This is a genomic window from Streptomyces hebeiensis (assembly GCF_052983195.1).
In genome coordinates this window covers 474,993-489,483 of the sequence record NZ_CM129812.1, presented here as the reverse complement: position 1 = coordinate 489,483, position 14,491 = coordinate 474,993, and the positions used below count along the sequence as shown (strand labels likewise).

Annotated in this window: 10 protein-coding genes and 2 pseudogenes; 5 read left to right on the top strand and 7 right to left on the bottom strand. The window is 70.4% G+C overall.

Features of this window, described 5'->3' with window-relative positions:
* Nucleotides 1-92: 92 nt before the first annotated feature.
* Entirely contained in the window at nucleotides 93-1,295 is a 1,203-nt protein-coding gene (locus tag ACU6P3_RS02040; protein ID WP_447195633.1) for a Gfo/Idh/MocA family protein, read from the bottom strand.
* Between the two features lie 20 nt (nucleotides 1,296-1,315).
* Nucleotides 1,316-1,494: pseudogene (locus ACU6P3_RS02035) on the bottom strand (sugar ABC transporter substrate-binding protein); the annotation flags it as partial.
* Between the two features lie 237 nt (nucleotides 1,495-1,731).
* On the opposite strand from ACU6P3_RS02035, the pseudogene ACU6P3_RS02030 reads away from it, so the two are divergent.
* A pseudogene (locus ACU6P3_RS02030) lies at nucleotides 1,732-2,095 on the top strand (MarR family transcriptional regulator); the annotation flags it as partial.
* On the opposite strand, the gene aztA reads toward ACU6P3_RS02030, so the two are convergent.
* A complete protein-coding gene (gene aztA / locus ACU6P3_RS02025) occupies nucleotides 2,055-2,798 on the bottom strand; it encodes a zinc ABC transporter ATP-binding protein AztA (RefSeq protein ID WP_447195632.1) in 744 nt (247 codons plus the stop codon). The pseudogene ACU6P3_RS02030 and the gene aztA overlap by 41 nt on opposite strands.
* Before the next feature lie 15 nt (nucleotides 2,799-2,813).
* Here aztA and aztB point away from each other — a divergent pair, with 15 nt between their 5' ends.
* The 4 genes from aztB (at nucleotide 2,814) to aztD (ending at nucleotide 7,211) form a co-directional block, all read left to right on the top strand.
* Nucleotides 2,814-3,692 (top strand): zinc ABC transporter permease AztB, encoded by an 879-nt coding sequence (gene aztB, locus ACU6P3_RS02020; RefSeq protein WP_447195631.1) that lies wholly within the window; start codon nucleotides 2,814-2,816, stop codon nucleotides 3,690-3,692.
* Between the two features lie 15 nt (nucleotides 3,693-3,707).
* Nucleotides 3,708-4,949 carry a hypothetical protein gene (locus tag ACU6P3_RS02015; RefSeq protein WP_447195630.1) on the top strand — a complete coding sequence of 414 codons (1,242 nt, stop codon included), beginning with the start codon at nucleotides 3,708-3,710 and terminating at the stop codon, nucleotides 4,947-4,949.
* Nucleotides 4,946-5,926, top strand: a complete 981-nt coding sequence (aztC, locus tag ACU6P3_RS02010) for a zinc ABC transporter substrate-binding protein AztC (RefSeq protein ID WP_447195629.1) — start codon at nucleotides 4,946-4,948, stop codon at nucleotides 5,924-5,926. The genes ACU6P3_RS02015 and aztC overlap by 4 nt, the downstream gene beginning before the upstream one ends.
* Before the next feature lie 88 nt (nucleotides 5,927-6,014).
* Entirely contained in the window at nucleotides 6,015-7,211 is a 1,197-nt protein-coding gene (gene aztD, locus ACU6P3_RS02005) for a zinc metallochaperone AztD (protein ID WP_447195628.1), read from the top strand.
* A 222-nt stretch (nucleotides 7,212-7,433) separates the two neighbouring features.
* Here aztD and ACU6P3_RS02000 read toward each other — a convergent pair whose 3' ends face one another.
* From ACU6P3_RS02000 to uidA, 4 genes are all read right to left on the bottom strand, one after another.
* Nucleotides 7,434-8,036: a TetR/AcrR family transcriptional regulator gene (locus ACU6P3_RS02000; RefSeq protein WP_447198180.1), complete on the bottom strand. Its 603-nt coding sequence runs from the start codon at nucleotides 8,034-8,036 to the stop codon at nucleotides 7,434-7,436.
* Nucleotides 8,037-8,275: 239 nt separating this feature from the next.
* Nucleotides 8,276-10,936 (bottom strand): family 78 glycoside hydrolase catalytic domain, encoded by a 2,661-nt coding sequence (locus ACU6P3_RS01995; RefSeq protein ID WP_447195627.1) that lies wholly within the window; start codon nucleotides 10,934-10,936, stop codon nucleotides 8,276-8,278.
* Nucleotides 10,937-11,057: 121 nt separating this feature from the next.
* Nucleotides 11,058-12,503 carry an MFS transporter gene (locus ACU6P3_RS01990; RefSeq protein WP_447195626.1) on the bottom strand — a complete coding sequence of 482 codons (1,446 nt, stop codon included), beginning with the start codon at nucleotides 12,501-12,503 and terminating at the stop codon, nucleotides 11,058-11,060.
* A gap of 169 nt (nucleotides 12,504-12,672) precedes the next feature.
* Nucleotides 12,673-14,484 (bottom strand): beta-glucuronidase, encoded by a 1,812-nt coding sequence (gene uidA, locus ACU6P3_RS01985; protein WP_447195625.1) that lies wholly within the window; start codon nucleotides 14,482-14,484, stop codon nucleotides 12,673-12,675.
* Nucleotides 14,485-14,491 lie beyond the last annotated feature (7 nt).

Genomic DNA, 14,491 nt, shown 5'->3' with positions numbered 1-14,491 from the left:
CGGCGCACACCCGTCGCTCCGGCGTGCGCCTGTCGCTTCGGCGTTCCCGTTACGCCGAGGCCGCGCGTTCGCGCACCGCGCCGCCCGTCCCGCTACTCCGGCGCGTCCCCGAAGTCCGGGATCTCCAGGCGTTCACCGCCCTTCAGCGCGGACTCGTGCGCCACGATCCCGGGCAGGGTGTAGCGGGCCGCGACCCAGGCGTTCACCGGGGGGAGCGTGCCCGTGGCGACCGCCGTGACGAAGTCGTCGGCCAAAAAGTGGTGGCTTCCCTCATGGCCGTTGGAGACATGGGCGAACTCCTGGGGCAGCCGGGACCGGTCGTGCACCGGCGCCGAGCCCGAGGTGAACGCGTCCCGCAGCGCCGGCGCCACGTGCTGGAGCGACGGGTCGTCGGGGGAGAGGGTCGCCTTGGGACGAAGGTGATCGGTGATGTCCTGTACACCCTCCTTGTCCTGCCAGAAAGTGACCGTGGCGAGCTGTTCGAGGCTCGCCTCCGTACCGAAGAAGCGGAAACGCGACTCCCGGATGTGGGACGGATAGCCCACCCGACGGAACTCGTTCGTACGGAACGAACCGCCGCCGGCGACCTCGAACAGCGCCGTCGCGTTCGAGAAGTCGTTGTCGAACTGGCTGATCTCCTTGTCGAAGACCCCGTCCCCCCGGTCGTCCCGTACGCCGATGGCGGAGACGCTCACCGTGTGCGTCCGCCAGGCGCCGAGCACCCCGCCGACCGAGTGGGTCGGATAGAGAAGGGGCGGGTAGCTGGCGGTGGACTTCCAGCCCTCGCCGCCGCTGTACCGGTACGCCTCGTAGAAGCCGAGGTCCATGTCGTGCACGTAGTCGCCCTCGGCGTAGAAGAGCCGGCCGAAGGCGTCCTTGGCGACCTGCTCGCGGGCGTAGACCGTGGCCGGGTTGTACTGGCTGGTCTCGCCCATCATGTACGTCAGGCCGGTGTCCCGTACGGCGTCGATGACGGCCGCGACCTCTCCGTGGCTGACCGCCATCGGCACGGCCGAGTACACGTGCTTGCCCGCGCGCAGGGCCTGGACGACGAGGGGGCCGTGGGTCCAGCGCTGGGTGAAGACCGCGACCGCGTCGACGTCGGATTCCAGTACGGCCTCGAAGGAGGGGAGTGTGCCGGCGAGCCCGTGCTCGGCGGCGAGCCGGGCGGCCCGCTCGGGGATGAGGTCGGTGGCGACGATGTCACCGACGCCCGGGTGCAGCCGCCAGAGCTTGGCGAACTGCCCGGCGAACTGCCCGGCGCCGACGATGGCGAGGGAGAAGGGCGTGGACATGGAAAGCCTTTCGGTCGGTCCTGCGCGAGGATGCGGTTGATCTGGCGCTTGGTCGTGTCGAGGCCGCTCACCGGCTTGCCATTGGCGTAGATGTCCTGGAGCGCCGGCTTCATCAGGGCCACGACATCCGCCGCGTAGACGGTGATCGGGTACGAGAACCTGTCCGGTCGGCGACCGGCCGGGTGAAGGCGGTCACGTCGGGCGACGCCCGGTTTCCGCTCGGCGCTCGGACGCGCACCGCGTTCGGGAGGGTGCGACTGCGCACTGCTTGAGGCGACAGTCATCAAAGACTCCCTTGTCACATGACTCGTCCTCGGGTTGAGTTACTTTTGACTTGGAACAATCGACCCGTCAAGACAGTTGGGCACCGCTCACCGACGGGTTCGCCCGGGACTTCCCCCGTCTGGCCGGGGTCGGTGTCGGGGTCGGCGGCCATGTGCGCGACCCTCCGCCGAGCACGGCCGGGGAATCAGCCGTCACTGGATCATCAACCCCCATGGGCCGCTCACACCTGACGGAACTCGGGGCAGCGCCGTCGCGCTTCTCGCCATCCCGAGCATCCGCTACCAGGTCCGGGCAGCCACCGGCCGGGACCACGGCTACGACGAGATCCTCGCCCTCGCCGCAGCGGGCGACCCCCGGCCGCCCGCGTCATCGACGAGGCGGCCCACGCGCTCGGTTCTCGCGTCATCGGGCCGCCACGCGCCGCCGCCCAGGCGCCGTTCGGCCCTGTTCGCGTCGGGCGAGGCGGCCCGTGTGTCAGAGCGGCTGCCAGATCCGGGCGAGCGCCGACTCGGTGAGAACCTGGTCGGGGCGGCCCGCTCCCACCAGGCGTCCGTCGCGCAGCACGAGGCATGTGTCCGCCGAGCGCGCGGCGTCCAGATCGTGTGTGGCCTGGACCACCGTCACGCCGTCGGCGACGAGTTCCGTCAGCAGCATTCCGATCCGTACCCTGGCCTCCGGGTCCAGCTCGGTGGTCGGCTCGTCGAGAAGCAGCAGATCGGACTCCTGGGCCAAGCCCTGTGCGATCAGGGCGCGCCGGCGCTGTCCGCCTGACAGTTCCCCCAACTGACGCGTGGCGAGATCGCCGATGCCGAGCCGGTCGAGCGCGTGGTCCACCGCCGCGTGGTCGCGCCCCGTCAGCCGGCGCCAGGGGCCGCGTTCGCCCCAGCGTCCCATCTCCACGGTCTGCCGGACGGTCAGCGGCAGTGTGTCGCCGGTGGCCGTGCGCTGGGGGACAAAGGCGGGCGGCAGTTCCCCGTGGTGATGCAGCTCTCCCGATGCGGGACGGATCACACCGGCCAGGACGCCGAGCAGCGTCGACTTACCGCTGCCGTTCGGGCCGACCAGCGCGGTCGTGGCCAGTCTCGGTATCTCGGCGTCGAGTTGACGCAGGACGGGGCGGCCCGGATATCCGGCACACAGTCCGACGAAGCGGACGTGCGCGGTCCGGTCCTGCGCCGCCGTGGGCGGACGGGTCGGTTTTATGAACATGATTTTCATTGTAGTGTGCTCGCCATGGAGTGGTTGACGGCCCCGTTCGAGGTCACCTTCGTGCAACGAGCCCTGTGGGGCGGAATCCTGGTGTCGGCGATCTGCGCGCTGGCCGGGACCTGGGTGGTGCTCAGGGGAATGGCCTTCCTCGGCGACGCCATGTCCCACGGGCTTCTGCCGGGGGTCGCGGTGGCCGCGCTGTTCGGCGGCAACCTGTTGGTCGGCGCGGCGCTGAGCGCGGCCGTCATGACAGCGGGCGTCACGGCGCTGGGCCGTACTCCGAGGCTGTCCCAGGACACCGGGATCGGGCTGCTCTTCGTCGGCATGCTCTCGCTCGGGGTGATCATCGTCTCGCGCTCGCAGTCCTTCGCGGTGGACCTGACCGGGTTCCTCTTCGGTGACCTCCTCGCGGTACGCCGGCAGGATCTGTTCCTGCTGGCGGCGGCGCTGCTGGTGGCGCTGGTTGTCTCGGTCCTCGGTCACCGGGCCTTCCTGGCCCTGGCGTTCGACCCGCGGAAGGCCCAGACCCTCGGTCTGCGTCCGCGGGTCGCCCATGCCGTGCTGCTCGGGCTGCTCGGTCTGGCGATCGTCGCCTCGTTCCACGTCGTGGGAACGCTGCTGGTCCTCGGCCTGCTCATCGCCCCGCCCGCCGGGGCGCTGCCATGGGCGCGCGGTGTCCGCGGGGTCGTGGCGCTCGCCGGGCTCCTCGGCGTCACCGCCACGTTCGGGGGGCTGCTGCTGTCCTGGCATCTGGGCACCGCCGCCGGGGCGACCGTCTCGGCCCTCGCGGTCGGTCTGTTCTTCCTCTCCCACCTGGCGTCCGGCCTTCGTCATCGCCGTGGACACCGCTCGACCGCCCCCGCCCCCAGGCCCGCCCGTGCCCCTGCGCACGAAGTCAACTGAAAGAAACGTGAGGCGATGGTCTTGACTGTCCGAAGAAACGTCACTCCATGGGCAACGGCAGCCCTGCTGCTCATCACGCCGCTCACCACGGGCTGTACGGGAGACGGGGACAACGCAGCCCGGCCGACGCCGACTTCCTCGTCCGCCACGCCGCACGGGTTCGTCGAGGGTGCGCGGGAGGCCGCCGAGCAGCAGTCCCGCCTGATCCTCAACGACCCGGAGAGCGGGAACACCCGGGTCCTCGACCTCATCAGCGGCAAGGCGCACACCACGGCACGCGTGGCGGGCGCCGTCCGGCTGGGCACGGACGGGCGGTTCGGCTACTTCCACACCTCCGAGAGCACACATGTGCTCGACAGCGGCGCGTGGACGGTGGACCACGGGGACCACGTTCACTACTACCGGGCGGCGATACGCGATGTCGGTGACCTCGCCACGGGGCGTGAAGCGCGGGTACGCGGCGACGCCACCGTGACCGCTGTGACCGACGAGGACGGCCGGGTGTTTCTCCATGACCGGAGCGAGCTGGAGAAGGGCGAGATCGGGTCGTCCCGGACGCTGTCGGGCGCCTACGCCGGTGCCGTCGTACCGTACGCGGAGCACCTGCTGGCCCTCGCCGAGAAGGGCGGCACGACGAGGCCGGCCGTGCTCGACCGGCAGGGCAAGCGCGTCGCGGTCCCGGAAGCGGAGTGTGAGGACCCGCGTGGCGACGCCGTCACCCGACGCGGAGTGGTGCTGGGATGCGCCGACGGCGCCCTGCTCGTCCATGCGGAGGACGGTGCCTTCACCGCCGAGAAGATCCCCTACGGCGACCCCGTCCCCGACGGGCAACGGGCCGTTGACTTGCGGCAGCGCCCCGGCAGCGACACCCTCACCGCGCCCGCCGGGAACGACGCCGTGTGGATTCTCGATGTCACCGAGCGGACATGGACCCGGGTGGAGACCGGGCCCGTCGTCGCAGCCAACACCGCGGGAGAGGGCTCCCCGCTGCTCGTCCTGGAGACCGACGGCGCCCTGCACGGCTACGACATCACCACCGGCGAGCACATCGCACGCACCGAGCGGCTTCTTACGGGGGAGCAGCGCCTGGCGACCGACGGAACCGCATCCGTGATCGAGGTCGACCGCAGCCGCGCCTACGTCAACGATCCCGGCGGAAAGAGGGTGTTCGAGATCGACTACAACGACGGCCTGCGCGTCGCGCGCTCCTTCGCCCTGGACATCGAGCCGGTGCTGATGGCGGAGACCGGCCGATGAGGGGAACGAAGCGCGCCCGGATACGCATGGCACGGCTGCGCGGCCTGCTCATGGGGCTGCTCGCCCTGGTCACGGCCGCCACCGCCACCGCCTGCGCCAACGAGGGCGGCCGGCCCCGGATCGTGGTGACGACGAACATCCTCGGCGACATCGCGAGGGAGATCGTCGGAGAGGAGGCCGACGTCACCGTCCTGATGAAGCCGAACGCGGACCCGCACTCCTTCGGCCTGTCGGCCGTGGAGGCCGCCGAACTGGAACGTGCCGACCTGGTGGTCTTCAACGGTCTGGGACTGGAGGAGAACGTGCTGCGGCACGTGGACGCGGCCCGCGAGTCCGGCGTCGCCACTTTCGAGGCGGGCAGGGCGGTCGACCCGCTCACCTTCCGGGCGAGCGACGACGGCGGTCCCGACGAGGAGGAAGGGCGTCCCGACCCGCACTTCTGGACCGACCCGGACCGGGTACGGAAGGCCGCCGGGCTGATCGCCGACCAGGTGATCGAGCACGTGGACGGCGTGAACGAGGCCGCGATACGCGCCAACGCCGACCACTACGAGAAGAGCCTCGCGGACCTCACCACCTGGATGGAGAAGTCCTTCGACCACATTCCCGAGGACAAACGCGCCCTGGTGACCAACCACCACGTCTTCGGCTACCTCGCCGAGCGCTTCGGCTTCAGGGTCATCGGCGCGGTCATCCCCAGCGGCACCACCCTCGCCTCACCCAGCTCCTCCGACCTGCGCTCCCTCACCCGGGCGATGGAGAAGGCCGGCGTGCGCACCGTGTTCGCCGACTCCTCCCGGCCCGCACGCCTGGCCGAGGTGCTCCGCGCCGAACTGGGCGCCCAGGTCCAGGTCGTCGGGCTCCACTCGGAGTCGCTGACCGCGAAAGGCGAGGGCGCCGACACCTATCTGCGGATGATGCGCGCCAACACCACCGCCATGACCGACGGCCTGACCGCCGGCGCGACCGGCGACTGACCCGCTGGGCCCATGGACGCCGGCCGACCGGGCCGGGACCGTCACGTACCGCACGCCGCCACCGCGCGGCTCGGAAAGGAACACACCGGTGAACACCTCGATACGCGTCAGAGCCCTCACGGGTACGGCACTCACCCTCGCGGTGGCCACGGTCCTGACCGCCTGCGGAGGAAAGGACTCCTCCTCGGGTGCCAAGGACACGTCGAGCGCCGCACCCACCGCCGCGGCGGTCAAGGACCCGTTGGTCGCCACGTTCGACGGGGGCCTGTACATCCTGGACGGCGAGACCCTCGCACTCACCGAGACCATCGGGCTGTCCGGATTCAACCGGGTCAACCCCGCCGGCGACGACGACCACGTCATCGTTTCCACCGACAGTGGCTTCCGCGTACTGAACGCCGCCGAGCGGACCTTCAGCGATATCGAGTACCAGGGTGCCAAGCCCGGTCACGTCGTCCGCCACGCGGGCCGGACGGTGCTCTTCACCGACGGCACCGGTGAGGTCAACGTCTTCGACCCCGCCGACCTGAGCGGCGGCGAGAAGCCCGAGAGCCGCACCTACACCTCCGCCGAGGCGCACCATGGTGTCGCCATCGAGCTGGGGAACGGCGAACTCCTCAGCACACTGGGCACCGAGGAGAAGCGCACGGGGGCTCTTGTACTGGACAAGAACAACAAGGAGATCACGCGTGCCGAGAACTGCCCCGGTGTGCACGGCGAGGCGGCCGCCCGGAACGAGGCCGTCGCCGTCGGCTGCGAGGACGGCGTCCTGATCTACAAGGACGGCGAGTTCACCAAGGTCGAGGCGCCCGACGACTACGGCCGGATCGGCAACCAGGCCGGCAGCGACGCCTCGCCGGTCATCCTCGGCGACTACAAGACCGATCCGGACGCGGAGCTGGAGCGGCCGACCCGTGTGTCCCTCATCGACACCGAGAAGGCGAAGCTGAGCCTGGTCGACCTGGGCACCAGCTACTCGTTCCGCTCGCTGGCCCGCGGCCCGGAGGGCGAGGCGCTCGTGCTCGGCACCGACGGCGCGATCCGCGTGATCGACCCGGCAAGCGGTGAGATCGAGAAGAAGATCCCCGCCGTCGGCGAGTGGCAGGAACCCTTGGACTGGCAGCAGGCCCGGCCCACCCTCTTCGTCCGCGGCCACACCGCCTACGTCTCCGAACCCGGCAAGAAGGCCCTGCACGCCATCGACCTCGATACCGGCAAGAAGATCACCTCCGTGACCCTGCCGAAGAGCACCAACGAACTGTCGGGCGTCATCCCGGGACACTGACCCCGTGCCCCACGGTCCGGACCCGCACCGGGGACACGCCGTCCCAGCCCACTACCGTTTTCGGTGGTCGGGCTGGGACGCGTGTCTCGGAGCGGCCACCCTGTCTGTATGGATGACCCTCTCCGTCTCCCTGTGCACGGCCCTGGGCCTGCTCGACGGGGCACCGGGCAGCCATGACGACCGGAGCGGACGACCGGTCGTGGTCCTCGTGCTCTTCCCGACTCACCGGCCGTCCCGGTCGAGAAGGAGGCGTACGAAGTCGTCGAGAGGTCCGGTGACGTCGAGTTCCTGGTCGAGCACCCACTGCAACTGGAGTCCGTTGAGTACGGCGTGGAAGAGTACCGCGGCGCTCTCGGGGCTCAGGCCCTCGCGCAATCGGCTGCCGTCCGCCTTGCCGCGCAATCCCTCGGCGAACTGCGCGCGCCCGCGTTCGTAACGCTCGACGAAGTACGCGTGAGCGGGATGGTCCGAGCGTGAGGCCGCGGCGGCGAGCTCGATCCACAGGCGCATCAACTCCGGAGCCTTCTGGTGGTGGCGGACGAGCTCGCCGAGGTAGGGCGACAGCTGCTCCGGATGATCGACCCGCGCCAGGCCCTGCTGCCACTCCTCGGAGTCCCGCTCGGCGAGCACCGCGGCCAGCAACTCGTCCTTGTTGCGGAAGTGATGGAGGAGGCCCGCGTGCGTGATGCCGACCCGCTCCGCGATATCCCGCAGGGAGGCCTTGGCATAGCCGTTCTCCGCGAAACTGTCACGTGCCGCCCGTACGATCATCGCTCGGCGGGCCGGTGTCTTGGCGTACGGCCCGCGCCCTTTCGCCTCGCCCACGGTGCGCTCGCTCTCTCCCACGATGCCGGTTCGAACAGGTCCTGTGCGGCCACTCGGCATTAAAAGTTACCACACGGTTGGGATTTGTGGCGTCGAGTCGACCCGGGCGTCGCGCCGAAGTCATGGCGCACGACGAGCCGTTCACCGGGAAGAGCCGGCCGGCTGGGGCGGCCGTCCCGGTGGCCGCGGCTCGCGGGGGAACCGTCGGCCGTGACATCGATCGTTCGTGAGTGGTCGTCTCAACGTGCCCCGGGCAGTGGGCGGGTGGCGCGGAAGGTCCCCGTCGCGACGGTCTCGGCGGTGCCGTCGGGGAAGACGACGCGTGCGGTGGTGGCCGACGGCACGTCGACGGTGAGGGTCAGCTCGTCACCGGTCGTCCGCCACTCGACGGCGATCGTGCCCTGAGGGGACTCGTGTGTGCCCCGGGCCCACGTCAACGAGGGGTGGGGGATGGGTGCGACCTCGAAGGACTCCCAGGCGACCGAACCCGGTGACTGCCGCAGACCCAGCGTGTGGGTGTGCAGGAAGCGGATCACGGCGCCCTTGCTGTAGTGGTTCAGGGAATCGTGGGCGTCTCCGTTCCCGTCGACGCCTTCCCAGTCCTCCCAGATCGTTGTCGCGCCGCGGTCGAGCATGTAGAGCCAGGACGGAGCGGTGCGCCGGAAGAGCAGTTCGTAGGCCAGATCGACATGGCCGGTGCGGGCGAGAACGGGGAGCAGGTCGCGGGTGGCGAGGAAGCCGGTCCCGAGGTGGGTGCCGGCGGCGCGGATCAGTTCGACGAGACGTGCGGCGGCGGCCGTGCGCAGCTCGTCGGGGACGAGTCCGAGGGAGAGGGCGCGTACATAGCCGGCTTGGGTGTCTCCGGCGGTGCGCCCGTCGGGGGCGAGGAACTCGGTGCGCCAGGCGTCGCGGACGTGTTCCGCCGTCTCGGAGTAGCGGGCCGCGTCCTCGGTGCGGTCCAGCACCCTGGCGACACGGGCGAGGGTCGACGTCGAGCGGTACAGGAAGGCGGTGCCGACCTCGCCCTTGTCGGCCATGAACCAGGCGACGGGGTCGGTCCTGATCGGGTCGACGGGCGTGCCGTCGGCGGCCTTCGGCTTCGGCTCGCTCCACTCCCCCCAGTGGAAGGAGCCGTCCCACAAGTACCGCTCGTGCGGAAGGGGCTCGGCCGAGCGTTCTGTACGGGACGCGTGGCGTGCGGTGCGGGCGGTTTCCAGCGCCCACTCGACCCAGCGGACCATCGCTTCCCAGTTCTCGGTGAGGACGTCGCGGTCTCCGTAGGACTCGTACAGCTCCCAGGGTACGGCGACGATCGCGTCACCCCAGCCCGCCGAGCCGGTCATCATGGCGAGCCGGTCGTCGAGGTGGTGCTTGACGCGACGTCCGTCGGGCGAGAAGTTGGCGATCCGGCCGTCGGGCAGCTGGTCGTCGCGGACCGAGCGGAGCCATTTCCGGCTGAAGCCGAGGACGTCGTACAGGCGTGTGGCAGTCGGTGCGAAGACCTGGTAGTCGCCGGTCCAGGCTAGGCGTTCGCGGGTCGGACAGTCCGTCGGAACGTCGACGGCGTTGCCGCGGAAGCTCCAGTCGGCGATCTCGTGAAGACGGTTGAGGCCGTCGTCGTCGCACGCGAACGTGCCGGTGCGGCGCAGGTCGGTGTGGACGACGCGCATCGTGATGCTCGCGGGGTCGAGCGGGGCGCCGTCGCGGCGGAGGCGCGCGTACCGGAAGCCGTGCACGGTGTGTCGGGGCTCGAACGTCTCGCCCCGTCCCGCCGAGACGGCCTCGTCGCGCTGGACGAAGGGGACGAGCTGCCCGTCGGGGCTCACGGAATCGAGGTGGGTGGTCGTCAGGTCGCCGTCCGGGCCGAGGTGTTCGCCGTGGTCGACGACGGTACGGGTGCCTGCCGGGCCGAGGTCGCTCAGGGCGATCCAGCCGGAGGTGTTCCGGCCGAAGTCGGCGATCCAGCGTCCGTCCCCGATCCGCTCGACCCGCAGGGCCGGGCGCGACTCCACGACGCGCACGGCCGGCGCCGGTGACCAGTCGATCGCGGGCGCTTCGACCTGGTCGACGAGGACGGGCCGTCCGGTGCCGGGCCCGCCGCGGAAGTCGGTGGTCTGCCCGTCCATGAGGTCGGCCCGGAGGATGGCCGACCGGGTGCTCGTCCACGTCTCGTCGCTGCGTACGACCTGCCGTGAACCGTCCCCGTACGCGATGTGCAGCTCGGCGCGCGCCCCGAGCGTCGTCCCCCAGCCGGCCGGCAGTCGGAACGCGCCGACCTGGCCCCGGTACCAGCCGTCGGAGAGGAGGATCTCGAGCAGATTGCCGCCCGCCCTGACAGCGGCCGTGACGTCCGATGCCTGGGCGTAGAGCGTGCGGTCGTAGGAGGTGGACCCCGGTGACAGCACGGCGGTGCCGGCCCGCTCGCCGTTCACGTAGGCCTCGTACACGCCGAGAGCGGTCGCGTACAGCCGCGCCGAGCGTACTCCGGCCCGTGCCTCGAACCGCGTCGTCAGCGTGTGGGCCGGACGCTTTCCGTGGCCGGGGTCGCCGGGTTCGGCCGGCGATATCCAGCGCGCCCGCCAGTCCTGGTCGAGGAGTCCGACCTCGAACGTGTGCCACTCCGACCACGGCGACGGGCCCGTGGCGTCGTCGGCCCGGACCTGCCAGGCCACCTGCCGGCCGCTGCGCAGCGCGGCCCAGGGCCAGGGCAGGAACCGGTGCCGGCCGGGCGCGGCCCGGACCGCGGGCCGCGCCTCACCGTCGACGGTGAGGCGCAGCTCGTATCCGCCCGGGCGTGCCATGCCCGACGGCGGTTTCCATGAGAGGCGGGGTGTGGGGCCCGACACGGCGAACTGGTCACCGCCGCTGTCGACGCGCAGGTCGTACGGTGCGTTCTTCATGCTCTGCCTTCTGAGGAGACGATGGACGCCGCCACGGCACACGGCGGCTGACTCAGGCGGACGCCCCGGCGGCTTTCCTCGGGCCCGAGAAGTGTGCGGGGCGTGTGGGGAGCGGGGAGCACTACCGGACCGACGTGACCTTGAACTTGATGATCAGTCCGCCGGCCAGTGCGAGGACCGCGCCGCTCAGGTAGAGCTGCGTGTAGTTCTTCTCGCCTCCCGCGGCGCCGATGGTGATGATGAGCGGGGCGATCAGCGGGGCGATGGCGCTGGGGATCTTCTGTGCGAAGGCCACGACCGCGAGATAGCGGCCGGCCTGGGCCCGGTCCGGGAGGACGGCGAACACGATGGCCTGGTCGACGGCGCTGAACACCGCGATGGCGAGCTGCATCAGCACAGCGCCGACGACGAGCTGGGGCAGCGAATGGGCGAACGCCTCGACGACGGCCCCTGCGACGAAGATCGTGGAGCCGATCAGGGTGAACAACTTGCGCCGGCCGAGCTTGTCGGAGAGGAAGCCGCCGCCGATGGCACCGCCCGCCGCGGCCAGTATCCCGATGGTTCCGACCGTCGCCACGACGCCGGCGACCTCCTTGATCGGCAGGTCGAGCCGCTGGGCGTAGAAGAACGTGCCGAAGGTGGTGTTGAAGTACAGGCCCATGAAGAAGACAAAGCGACCGAGCCAGTTCCAGCCGAAGTCCGGGTACCGCCGAGGATCGAACCCGTAGCTGGCGAACAGGCCCTTGAGGGTCACATCGCTGGTGCGGACGAGTTCACGGGAGTCCCCTTCCGGCTTGAAGAGGGGGAACAGCAGCAGCAGAACCGCGCCGAGGACGCCCGGGACCAGGAACACCAGGAGGGCGCTGGAGGCCACCGCGTACGCGATGCCTATGCCGACCACCGGTGCGACCTGGCTCGTGACGCTGGTCAGCGCGGAGACGCGGCCGCGCTGCTCCTCGGGCACGCGGTCGGCCTGGACGTTCTGGATGGCCTGCCCGGCCGTGGACCAGCCGATCATGCCGACGACCCACGTCACGCCCACCAGGAACACGGTCGGTACGACGGAGATGCCGAAGAGCGCGACGACGCCGAGGGCCGTTCCGACAACCAGGAACGGTGTCCTGCGGCCGAGGCGGGAGCGTGTCCTGTCGCTCCAGAAACCGATCAGGGGACTGAGGAGCAGGTAGACGAACTGGGCTGATCCGGTCACGTATCCGAGCAGTTCCTCGCGTCCGGGAGCGAGCTCGGAGATGCGCAGTGCCAACGAGTAGGACAGCGGAACCATCAGCGCCAGCGAGGCACCGAAATTGGCGATCATCATCCAGGAGATGTAGGCCGCGCCGACCTCCTTCAGCGGTGGGGCCTGGAGCTCGGGTACGGGGGTCTCGGCAGGCTCCTGGCCGTCGCTCCGGGCGGGGCGCGCCGGTTTCCGGCCGTCGCCTCGCGTCGGCCGTACCGGTTCCCGGCTGTCGCCCGGTGCCGCCGCTGCCCGCTCCTCGTCGTCGCTTTTCGCGGGTTCGCTCGGTGGGGGCCCCGCCACGCTGATGTCAGGATCGTCGTGAGGCATGAGGACTCCTTGGTCTCATGAGGGGCGGGTGGTGAGGCAGTTGGCGGAGGGTGGCACGCGCATGTGTGGCCGGACCGGCGGTGCTGACCGTGCAGCAGCGGTACCAGACCCGCTCGGCGATCGACTGCCACCGGGGTTCAAGGCAGGGGAGCGCGGACGGGGAGGCGTGTCAGCCATTCGCGGCCGGGCCGGGCCTGCGTCCGTCCAGACCGCGCCAGCGGCGGCGGAGCGCGAACGCGGCCGCCTTCGGCTTGCGATCGCGGGTGAAGACGCCCTTCTTGTTGCCGTCGACGCGGTGGATGCCCGCAGAGGTCTGGAAGTCGGCGAAGTTCCAGACGTGTTCGCCGATGAACTCGGGTACGCGGTCGAAGACGCGGTGGTACATGGCGAGGTAGTCGCTCTGGTACTCCTCGCTCCACGGGGTGTCCCAGACGGAGTGCAGGCCCGGCTGGGTGTCGGCGCCGTACTCCGACATCATGACCGGTTTGCCGAAGCGCCGGGCCCAGCCGCGGAGGTCCTGCTCCAGGTACTGCTCGGCGGCCCGGAGGTCACCGGTGAAGACGTACCAGCCGTAGTAGCGGTTGATGCTCAGGACGTCGAACAGGTCGCCGATCAGGTCGTTGTCCGGCGTCGCGAACATGACCGCGGCGTAGGTGAGGGGGCGGGTCGGGTCGAGTTCGCGGGCGAGCCGGGCCAGCGGTTCGAAGTACTCGCGCGCGCCCTCCTCGTTGGAGGCCGGTTCGTTGGCGAGGCACCACATCACCACGCTGGGATGGTTCTTGTCCCGTTCGATCAGTCTCCGCAGGTGCCGTGCGTGGACGTCGCGGGTGGGCCCGCCGAAGTTCTCCGGTGCGAAGGTCGGGGTCGGCGCGGCTCCGGTGAGTCCGCCCATGACGCCCAGGTTGAGGCCGACGGCGGCGGTCTCGTCGATGACGACAATGCCGTGCCGGTCGGCGAAGTCGAGCACCTCCTCCGCGTACGGGTAGTGCGAGGTGCGGAAGGAGTTGGCGCCGGTCCATCGCAGGAGTTCGAAGTCGTGGACCAGGTAGGCGTCGTCGTGGCCTTTGCCGCGGACCGGGGTGTCCTCGTGCTTGCCGAACCCGGTGAAGTAGAACGGCTCACCGTTGATGAGGAACTCGGTGCCGCGCACTTCGACGGTGCGGACGCCGAAGGACTGGGAGTAGCTGTCGACGGTGCCACCGTCGGCGGTCAGCTCCACCACGAGGTCGTAGAGGTGGCCGGCCCCGGGCTGCCAGAGAATGACGTTCTCGATACGGAAGGCGCCCTCGGAGCCGTGTGCCTCCGCCACGGTGCGGCCCGTCTCGTCGACCGCGCGCACCCGGACGGTGGTGGCATCGGCCGCCTCGCCCGCGGTCTCCACGCGGTAGTCGACGGTGCCGGCCGCGCCGTCCCGGCCGGTGACGACCGTGACGTCCGCGACGAAGGTCGGTGGCGTACTGCACAGGCGGACCGGGCGGGCGATGCCCGCGTAGTTGTAGAAGTCGTGCAGGTACGACTGGCGATCGCGGCCGTCCGAGCCGGTGGTGACGGTGCCCGGTGGGATGGTCACGTTCGTCAGCCGGTTGTCGACGCCGACGGTGAGCCGGAACTCCGTGCCGGGGCGGACGATCCCGGTCAGGTCTGCCTCGAACGGTGTGTAGCCGCCGGTGTGTTCGGCCACCAGCCGGTCGTCCACGTACACCTGCGCGGCGTGGGTGACGGAGCCGAAGCGGAGGACCACCCGTTCCCCCGCCCAGCCGCGCGGTACCCGCACCTCGCGCTGGTACCAGGCGATCCCCACATGGTCTCGGATCTCCGTGTCCACGAACAGGTCGTTGTAGCTGGCGGGGACGGGGGCCTCGAGGGGCGAGGCGAGCCGCGACGCCCATGGAGTGGCACCGGCGTGGGTGTCGAGGGCGAATCGCCAGAGTCCGTCCAGGCTCACGATGTCACGGGTGGGACTGGTGCGGGGCGAAAGCATGGGGCTC